Origin of the sequence: Sphingomonas oligoaromativorans, assembly GCF_011762195.1 — a bacterium.
In the GTDB taxonomy this organism is placed as follows: Bacteria; Pseudomonadota; Alphaproteobacteria; order Sphingomonadales; family Sphingomonadaceae; genus Solisphingomonas; species Solisphingomonas oligoaromativorans.
This window is the reverse complement of record NZ_JAASQK010000021.1, coordinates 1-9347: the sequence shown is the minus strand read 5'-3', so window position 1 is coordinate 9347 and position 9347 is coordinate 1. Positions and strand designations below refer to the sequence as shown.

Here is a 9347-nt window from a genome sequence, read left to right as displayed (position 1 = left end):
CCCCATGACCTGATGATCAAACAGGCGGCATGAACGACAACCGGGATTAGCTTAACTCAGCCGCCAAACTGTCCAAGAAGGCGGGACCACCTCAGCCGGCGTGGCCTAGAACGCGGTTCAGATTATCGAGACAGCGCTGACGCAGGTCATCGAGATGCCGCGCCAGAGCGGGTTGGCGAAGATCGAGGCAAGTGCCGACAGCGACGATCGTGCCGTCCTTCAAGCCCTGCTCGAGCTGCATGCGCAGGAGCTTCAGATTCTGGTCGACGTCGCGAAGGCCATTCCGCGCCACAGTATCGTCGAGTTCTTGATAGCCGCCGATCGCCTTGCGGATGACTTGGCGGCTTTCGCGATCGACCAATTCGCCGGTGCGCAGCGCCTTTTGTGTGTCCTTCAACGCCTGGAAGAACTCGCTCGGAGTTTCGCAGTGAAGCGGCACCTCGAAGGCCGGCCGGGCAAATGCCATCGCGATGGTGCGCAGGATGATCTCGTCTAGGTCCTTAGGCGCGCGCACCTGGATGACGTCGCGATAGTAGCGGCGCTGCAAGTCGGGATAGCTGTTGAGGTGGGAGATGCACTCGTCCCAGGTCCAGACGATCGCGATGCGGTTGCGTCCCGCCCGTGCCCACTTGTCGTTGATCTCCTCGACCCAGGCTTGGACCTTGGTGTCGCGCCGTGCGGTCGTGGCAAGGATCCATAGGCTCAGATCGGACGTGAAGCCGAGCGCCGCGTCCGCCTCGTCGCGCAGAAACGCGCGCGAGATCGGCCCGCCCGGATAAGGATTACCGTTCTCGTCGAGATCGGCGAGCCGTTTGCACTGGATGCCAATCCTGCCGTAGCGGCTCGAGGTGCCGAAGACATCGACGCCGTGCTGCGCCTGCCCGGGGCGACCGACCTGCTGCGCATTGGGGACGCTATAGACCTCGGTCAGCAATGCCGTGCACAGCTCCTCGAATTGCTGCCAGTAGAGCGGTGGCTGGAAGAACTGCCAAATACCCAAGGATCATCCCCCATCGCAGAAGTGCTGAGTCAAGAGACGGCGAGCTCCCCTCGCCGGTGCGCAGCGGTTATGCTATTTCTCCGTCGGAAAGCGGTGATATTTCTTCCCCGTCCAGCGGCGATAGACAAAGTCGCCATCGATCGCTGCGTTGATTGCGTTGAGCGTGGTCATCAAGGCCGGCTTGTCGAAGCCATGATCGCACAGACGATTGTAGAGTATCGACCAGGCCAGGCAGCAGTCCGAAAAATGGACTTTTTCGGCGGTCGATCCAAACACCCAGCCGAAGACGACGCCGGCCGCGGTCAAAGCCTTCGTGAGCTCCTGATCGCCGCCCCCACAAGTTGCCATGACCAGCGCCGTGTCGGGCCCAGCGGCGGGCTTGATGAGATCGACGAACGCCGCCCAGCTGAGCTTCTTTCCGTTGGTGAGAAAGACGCCGGTGCCATTGCCGTGCGACGAAAAATGTAGGACCTGCGCCTTGCTTTTCGCTGCCTCGGCGATGGCCCGCTCGACGAGCGGCCTGGTGAAGGCGATCCGGTATTCCGTCGTGACGTCCAAAATCTTCAGGATCTCGTTCGCGGCATGGCCGTCCAAGCGGCGCTCGAAAAAGTCCTCCGGATCCAGCGTTTCCAGAATATAGACACTATCGAGCATGGCTTCCCCCCGTTACGACCGGCAGCACCATATACACAGCGTCGCGCTACGTATAAAAATAGGGCCCGTGACTGGCTGCGTAACGCCCCGCCAGATCTGATGGCAACGTGCGGGATCTGCCTTTAATTGACCTACAGTTTCGAGACCCTCTCCCCTGCCGATTTCGAAGATCTCGTACGCGATCTCATCGGTTGCGAACTTGGCGTCCGATTTGAAGCGTTCGGACCAGGTCCGGATGGCGGAGTCGACGGCCGACATGCGACCGGCGATGAGACGGTGATCCTCCAGGCAAAGCATTATCGCCTGTCGGACATGGCGGCGCTCGCTCGCGTGATGAAGAAGGAGCGCGACGCGATCGACCGGCTCGAACCAGACCGATACATCCTCGCGACATCACGCCCGCTGACCCCGGACAACAAGGCTGCCCTAGCCGAAATCATTGGGCTGTCGTCGTTGCGCTCGATCGACGACATCTTCGGATGCGAAGACTTAAACGGTCTGCTCCGCAAATATCCCAACATCGAACGCAGTCACGTCAAGCTGTGGCTCTCCGGGGCCGGTGCGCTCGACCGTGTGCTCAACGCAGCATCGCACAACTTCACGACGATTACGCGCCAGGAGATCGAGGCGAAGCTCAAGGTTTATGCCGAGAATCCGAGTTTCAAATCAGGGCGAGACATCTTGGAAAATCAGCGCGTGCTCATCATTTCGGGTCCACCTGGCGTCGGCAAGACGACGCTCGCCGAGATGCTTTGCTACGCTTATATCGCGGAAGAGTGGGAACTCATCGCAATCCGCAATCTTGAAGAAGGGTTTGCGCGGATCGACGACAGCAAGCGGCAAATTTTCTTCTTTGATGATTTCCTCGGCAGGATCGCGCTCGACGAGCGCGCTTTGTCGACGCAGGACACCGATCTCGCCCGGTTCATCAGCCGGGTACGGCGAACAGCTGGTGCGCGGTTCATCCTGACAACCCGCGCTTACATTTACGAGCAGGCGCGATTGCTCTCGGAGGCTTTGTCCGATACCAAGCTCAACGTATCGCGCTATGTTCTGGATGTGGGCATCTACACCCGCCGCATTCGCGCGCGCATCCTATACAACCATCTGGTTGTAGCAGGTGTACCCGAAGCCCACATCGCAGCGCTAATCGATCAGAAAGCGATCAAGAAGATCGTCGATCACAAACACTATAACCCCCGCATCATCCAGTTCATGACAGAGGCAGACCGGATCGCCGATACCGATCCGGCAGGGTATCCCAAGGCGTTTCTCGATACGCTCAAGGACCCTGATCTCATCTGGGACAAAGCCTTCCGTACTCACATCACGCGGCGCTCGCAGCACCTGCTGATCGCCCTGTTTCTGACGTCCGAATACGGCTCGGAGATCGACGATCTCGAGGAAGTCTTCGCCGGCATTCACCCGGTCCTGTGTGCGAAATTCGGCGTGCCGTATGACCCAAAGGATTTCGAAGGTGCGCTCCGTACGGTCGAGGGCAGCTTCGTGGTGATATCAGGAACGATGGTGCGTTTCGTCAATCCGTCGGTACGGGACTATCTAGCGCGTTACCTGAGTGACAACGCGTTGTTGTCTGTGCTGGCCGAAGGCGTTCCCACGCTGCGAAGCGCGCGCAACCTCTTCGATCACTTCATGAAGCAGCCCGGTCCTACCAACGAGGGGGTCACCACATTCGTTTCCAGATTTGTTCGGCTTTGCGAACGGTTCGTAACGGTGGAGGTGTGGAAGCGCATTCCAGGAGAAACATATCGTTCTCGAATGTACGAGCTACCGAATTCCGACCGCATAGACCTTCTCGTGAACTGGTGGCGGCTCTCGAGCGCCAAGCCGTTCATCGCAGCTGCGCAGACGATCGCCGACCGGGGTTGCGCCGTCCTGTCTGCGTGGGAGGACGGAAGGAAGCTGCCGGAAATTCTAGCCGGGCTGCGTGCAGCCCGGGCTCTGGGCGAGCCGACACCGTCCGAACTGATCGACGCGATTCAGGCCGGGGTATCTGGTCTGCTTGCGACCGATCTCGATCCAGACGACATCACCCGCATTCTCGCGGCTGCCGACGAACATGAAGGCAGTCTGCCGCCAGCGCTTTTCGCCGAGATCCAAGGCGCAGCGCGGCGGATGATGGAAGATTTGGAGGACAATCTCGGTCACCTGGATTCGGAGTCTACGCTGGAAGACTGGGGCAAGACGATCAACACGCTCGCCGCTCGTTTCGATGCCGATCCGCGCATTGTCGAGCGCGCCCATGCCGCCCTCAAACGCCGAACTTCGCAATTGCGCGAGGCAGAGGCTGAGGACACTGAAGCGAGTTTCACGGGGGCTGCGAATCTGCCGAGCGACAAATTCGACGATGCCGCACTGGCGAGTCTATTCGGATCGCTCGGTGCGTCGACCGCTGCCATGAGCGTGGTGGACGACGACGATCTGGGCGATCTCGATGATATACCGTTTTAGCGCCACGAGACTGCAGAAAGACTGATTTGCCCATCTATTCCGCAATAGACCCACCGACCCGTGGCAAGGAGGAGGGGCTCCTTATCCACCAAGAGCCCTGAACTAACAGCGGCTTCCGCGTGCTCAGCATCCGGCATCAAATTTCCGGTCTGTGGGTGCTCTTGCTGACGGTCCGCTTGGCGGCTTCTGTCAAATGCAGACCTTCGCAGCGGGTAACCTGAACGACCGGCTCTGGTCGACTCCTGCCCGGCGGCTATGCGCTGCGATCAATTTGGGTCATCGCCTTGGTGATCTCAGAGGTCTCGACACTTACCCGCACTACCTTGGCAAGCAGCGCGATCATGCTCTCCTTGTAATCGGCGAAGCGATAGGTGTTGAACTCAGCCGCGATCGTCGGATCGCGCGGGCGCTTTTCCTTGTGCTGGTCGAGCACCCAATCGACCGCAGAGCGGTTGCCAAGCCGATACGTCCAAACATCCGGCGGAATAGCAGCGATCTGTGTGTCGGCGTCAATCACCACCACGCCCGCTTCGGGCTGCGATTTGAGAATTGGCTTGGGGTGCGTGCCCGCGGCGCGCGTACCCGGCGTGTCGATCCGTTGGACCGGCCACGGCGCGACGTCCTCATAGCCGATGTGGAGCACCATTAGCGCCTCGCCCCACGCCGCCCACATGGCGAAATCGGGGTAGAAGGGGATACGCGGGAATTCGCGTTTGAGGTTCAGCGCATAGGTCTCGCGATAAAGCGGATCGTGGAGCACGGCGTAGATGTAGTAGAAGATCGCATCCTTGGTGACGCCCTTCTTGCCATATCGCTTGACGAACTTGTTGAGCGCCCAGTCGGTGATGTTGTCGATCTGTTCGCCGGATTTGGTGTAGCGGTAGCGAGGAAATGTCTGGCTTCCACCTGATGCGGGGCTCACGAAATTCAAATCAGGAACTCGATCGACCCCTAGTGTGAAATAAGGCTTTCCGCTTGAATCACCCATAATTGTGATTGAACGGTTCGGTTTTCCAAATTTGAATATCTCGTTTGTGCGATTGTGCATCTCGTTGAGGGCTTCGTCAAAATACAAAAATTGCTTACTAAAGGGGCGATAGTTGGACGGAACGATATGGGATTCCTCAATCTGAATCGGCAGTTTGCGCGAGAAGCGCCGTTTCAGTGAGCGCGTCCATTTGAATGTTGTATCTTCAAATTGATCGGTGTCATTGCGTGAAAGAGATTTGTTAAAGTGATCAGCAAGAAAATTGACCTTAGCAAGAACATTCTCTTTGTTGAGGTCGTACACCCAATCGTCCCGATTGGTTGCAACTCCAAGAGAATATAGCTTGAATATCGCGCGTTCTTTTGTTTGTGTATTCGCGGCTTTTGTATCTGGATCGCCGATCCGAAGCATCATATCCCACCCACCGATCTCCTCGGTGTTGAGCCAGTCATGCCGTGCGTTCGGCTTTTGAATCGTCATTGGAGTCGTAGCGATCGAAGATTCCCCAAGCCAACTTAACTTATCTTCAGCCGTCTCGTCTTCTGGGCGACGGGTATATCGAATAGTGCTGCCACCTATGGCATTCCGTCGTACTAAAAAGCAGATCGCTACGCCAGTTTGAATGCCGAACACGTTATGTTTGGTTCCAGAGAGTCGCGGATTAACTCGAACGTCACCGCCTAAATCTACGATCCAAATTTCATTGAAATCTTGCGCAAGTATCTTGCGAAAGCCATCGAATGTCCGGCTCTCTATAAAACTACGGTTCGTGACAAATGCCAGAACTCCCTCGTCGCCGATTCGGTCACTCGCCCAGCGATAAAAGCGTGCATACATATCGTATAGCTTGGTCTTCTGCGCCGTGCTCGCCTTAATGTATGTGGCCTTAATGCGCTCATCGATGTGCGCGTATGCTCGGTTTTTGTTGTTGTCGTTCTCGTTCTGCTGGTTCGCGTTGTAGGGCGGGTTGCCTATTATGACGCTTATCTTACGCCGGTTCTGCTTCTTGATGCGCTCGATATTCTCGTCGGTCAGGCTGCCGAGCAAATCGAACTGGTGACCAGTATGGATGCCGAGCGCGTCGACATTGTCGAGCGTGTCGACGAAGCACAGATTCTCGAACTCGGCGAACTGGCCGGTGATCGCCTGATAGGTCGCCTCAATGTTCAGATTGGCGACATAATACGGCAGGATTGCGACTTCGTTGGCGTGCATCTCCTCCTTGTATTTGTGGCGCAGCTTGTCGTGATGCCCGCGGAAATGTTCGAGCAGTTCGACGATGAAGGTGCCGGTGCCGGTGGCGGGATCGAGGATTTCAATGCCGCGATCGATAAGATTCTTGCCGAAATGCTTCTCGCACAGCCAGTCGGTGGAGCGGATCATAAAGCGGACAATTTCGCCGGGAGTATAGACCACGCCCAAACGGTCGGCGGCCTTGGCGTTGTAGACCTTATAGAAATTTTCGTAGAGCCCCTTGAGGAAGCCCTGCTTTTCCGAATGGCTCTGGATAACCGCGGCGGTCTGCGCGATGCCCGAATAATATGGAGATAGCGCGCGCAGAAGCGTCGATTTCTCGCCCCGCGCGAAGAGCTTTTCCTCAAGTTTGTAGAGCTCGGAGGCGACATTGTTCTGGCGGTGGAAGTCGGGATTGTCGAACACCTTGGCGAAGATGTCCTCGGTCAGGATGTGCTGGATTAGCATTTCCTGCACGTCGCTTTCGGTGACCGCCGGGTTGATCGCTTCCTGCGCGTGGAGAAGGAAGGCCTTTTCGGCGGCGACGAACGGTTTGGACGCCTTGCGCTTTTTGGCGATCATGTCGCGCAAAGCGGCGAGCACGGCGGGCAGGTCCTGACTGAACTGCTTTACCGCCTTGTTGAAGTCGGCGATCTCCTGGCGCTCGTGCGCGTAGAAGCGGACGAGCACCGGATACAGCGCGTCGGTATCATCCATCGCGACACGCGCGACTTCGTGTCCGTCCTGGATGAGGATCGCGGTGTGATCGTCGGAATAGATGATGTTATCTCGCGGATAGCCTTTCCGCGTCTTCGCGGCGATCTCGGCGTCGAGATCGTCATCGACATCCTTGGCTTCCCAATAGCCGAACGGCACGCGGAGCGCGTGGAGCAATGCACCGTCGAGGTAGATGCGGTTCTTCTGAGGCGTAGTGATCGCATGCTCGGGAACGAACAGCAGGTCGTGGGCGCGGCCCCAGCGCTTTAGCAGATCCTTGAACGCCTCGCGCAGCACACTTTCGCGGCGGCTGCCCGAGACAGCGCGCAGGCGATCTAGATCAGCGCGATATTCGTTAATCAACTGTCGGCTCACGCACCCTCCCGAAAAGCCGCATGGCCAAGGGACGGAGCTAGCAGGACGAAATATAAATGTCAGCTTTCGTCGCTCGCACCCTTAGACCTTGCTTTGCGTTTTGTGCCGGTGCGGGCAAAAACCGGAATTTGAACGGGGGGCGAGATCAAAGGGCCGCGAGGCTGATCCGAATATCGCATTGTGGGTGGTTTTTTGTGGCGTGCCTCGCGCCCACCGAACCGAGACGATCCCTTAGACGACCGGTGAATGGCATCTATCCGCTTTCGTCTTTCCAGAAGCTGTCCGCCTTCAACCGGGCAGTGGAAGCCGAAGAATCGGATGCGTGATTACGCCCAATGCCGGCGTGGGCGCGGGCGTTAGCTCGACAGTCCGGCGCTCCATCTCAGAAGAAGCACGGTTTACCGTAACGATGAATTCGGCCTCTCAACGGCCTATTTGAGTTCACTGCAGCCTGCGCAGAGTCCGGTAGAATTGGCGGTAGCTGCTGATGACAAGATCAAAAATGCATTTAAATCAGATGGATGGCCGGCATCCACTTCGCCTGCCGCCCCAGCCAGTTTCAGAAAATTGTTATTTTTCATCGTGTTATGGTGAACTTTCAAACCTGCGTGGGACAGGTTTGTGGGACAGGTAAGTTAGACAGGCTGGCCCTCTGGAGTCGCCTGTTCACTCTCCAACAGCTTCTTCAGGCGCCCATCGAGCACATTGGCCGCTTCGCAGAGTGTGTCAGCGGCAATCACCTGGGCATGGAGCTTTGCGCCAACCCAAGGGTTCACCTCATTGGCGTTTCCCGGTCTTCGGCAAGAAGCAGCAGGTCGAGGGCGCTCAGGTATGAACCCCGTCTATGACTTCAGGGGGGCAGGTCGCACTCGTCACCGGTGCGACGACGGGCATGGAGCTTGCTACCGCACGCGCTTTCGCGGCAAGCGCAGCCTCGGTTGGCGAGCAACTCATCCGAACCGTGAACGCCGTGTTGCAGTTGGAAGCATTATGGCAACTCGGACGGCCGGAGACGGCGGCGCAGAAAAGGGCAATGCTCAAGGTTGTAGATCGGATTAGCGCTCCGTCGCTTGCTTTCGAATGGTATCATCGTCTGTGATCTCGCTTGGTCGCCAACGGAATGGATTCGTGCGAGATGCTTTGTGTCTGCTGGCAATGACGCATGGGTACGGCGGCCACCTCCCGAAGATCGAACGTGTGGAGCGCAGCAAAGCTGGATGTTCTGACAAGGAGCCGAAGCCATGACCGAAGAGGCGGTCGACAGCGAGCCAACCCGCATTGCGTCGCTGAAACCTCCAGCGGGTAACTCCCAATTCCGCGTAACGCGCGTCAGCCCGGCCTACTGGCGCGTGACGATCGATCATCCGCCGTTCAATCCAGGCCCGCGCAAAGACTGACAACGAAGCTGACGAGCGTGCCGGCTCCAATGACGACACTGAGGAGCGGGAGCATGATGGAAAGGGCGTCTTTCTCGGCGATCTGATTGCTCACGGTCATGATGAAATCCTTGCGCTAGCCCGACACCTGTCCGGTGGGGCGACACGGGCTTTCTGCCCCCCAATATCCGGTTCGATAAGCGCAGACCGGCTCGATATCATGCTCCATCGTATCACTCTCGGTCTGCGCGGGGTGGCTGCCGGCGCGACCAGATGGAGCCGATAGCGAGGTCCGAAGCCGACATCGTTCTAAGCATCGGACCGCGCAGACATGGTGCGCGGCGGACGGCGTCCGGCTGTTAGCCAGATGGGCGAGGGCGGTTGGACGAATGAGCCGATCGAGCATGAATCTGAATCTGTCCGGCATCAACGGCAAGAGGTGTGGATCAGCGTGGAAAAAGGACCCCGTTAGCGGGGTGATAGGCGTCGAAAGGGGACCCCTCATCCCGTTGGTCTAGGCACGCGCGCTTGG

Annotated in this window: 6 protein-coding genes; 2 read left to right on the top strand and 4 right to left on the bottom strand. The window is 57.9% G+C overall.

The features are described 5' to 3' along the window. Positions 1–91: 91 nt before the first annotated feature. Together FHS98_RS18490 and FHS98_RS18485 are read right to left on the bottom strand one after the other, a co-directional pair. Positions 92–1000: a hypothetical protein gene (locus FHS98_RS18490; RefSeq protein WP_167108916.1), complete on the bottom strand. Its 909-nt coding sequence runs from the start codon at positions 998–1000 to the stop codon at positions 92–94. Between the two features lie 72 nt (positions 1001–1072). Continuing rightward, positions 1073–1654 carry a hypothetical protein gene (locus tag FHS98_RS18485; RefSeq protein ID WP_167108913.1) on the bottom strand — a complete coding sequence of 194 codons (582 nt, stop codon included), beginning with the start codon at positions 1652–1654 and terminating at the stop codon, positions 1073–1075. A gap of 126 nt (positions 1655–1780) precedes the next feature. On the opposite strand from FHS98_RS18485, the gene FHS98_RS18480 reads away from it, so the two are divergent. Next, the gene (locus FHS98_RS18480) at positions 1781–4126 is read left to right on the top strand and encodes an nSTAND3 domain-containing NTPase (protein WP_167108911.1); all 2346 of its coding nucleotides are present in this window, start codon (positions 1781–1783) and stop codon (positions 4124–4126) included. Between the two features lie 253 nt (positions 4127–4379). Here FHS98_RS18480 and FHS98_RS18475 read toward each other — a convergent pair whose 3' ends face one another. Next, positions 4380–7439 (bottom strand): type ISP restriction/modification enzyme, encoded by a 3060-nt coding sequence (locus FHS98_RS18475; protein ID WP_167108908.1) that lies wholly within the window; start codon positions 7437–7439, stop codon positions 4380–4382. A 1241-nt stretch (positions 7440–8680) separates the two neighbouring features. On the opposite strand from FHS98_RS18475, the gene FHS98_RS18470 reads away from it, so the two are divergent. After that, positions 8681–8836 (top strand): hypothetical protein, encoded by a 156-nt coding sequence (locus tag FHS98_RS18470; RefSeq protein WP_167108905.1) that lies wholly within the window; start codon positions 8681–8683, stop codon positions 8834–8836. On the opposite strand, the gene FHS98_RS19030 is transcribed toward FHS98_RS18470, so the two are convergent. Continuing rightward, entirely contained in the window at positions 8811–8936 is a 126-nt protein-coding gene (locus tag FHS98_RS19030; RefSeq protein WP_279588286.1) for a hypothetical protein, read from the bottom strand. The two genes, FHS98_RS18470 and FHS98_RS19030, sit on opposite strands and share 26 nt — an antisense overlap. Positions 8937–9347: the final 411 nt, after the last annotated feature.

Coding starts and splice junctions, on each gene's coding strand:
- FHS98_RS18485 (WP_167108913.1), bottom strand. CDS start 1,654: ATGCTCGATAGTGTCTATATTCTGGAAACGCTGGATCCGGAGGACTTT.
- FHS98_RS18470 (WP_167108905.1), top strand. CDS start 8,681: ATGACCGAAGAGGCGGTCGACAGCGAGCCAACCCGCATTGCGTCGCTG.
- FHS98_RS19030 (WP_279588286.1), bottom strand. CDS start 8,936: ATGACCGTGAGCAATCAGATCGCCGAGAAAGACGCCCTTTCCATCATG.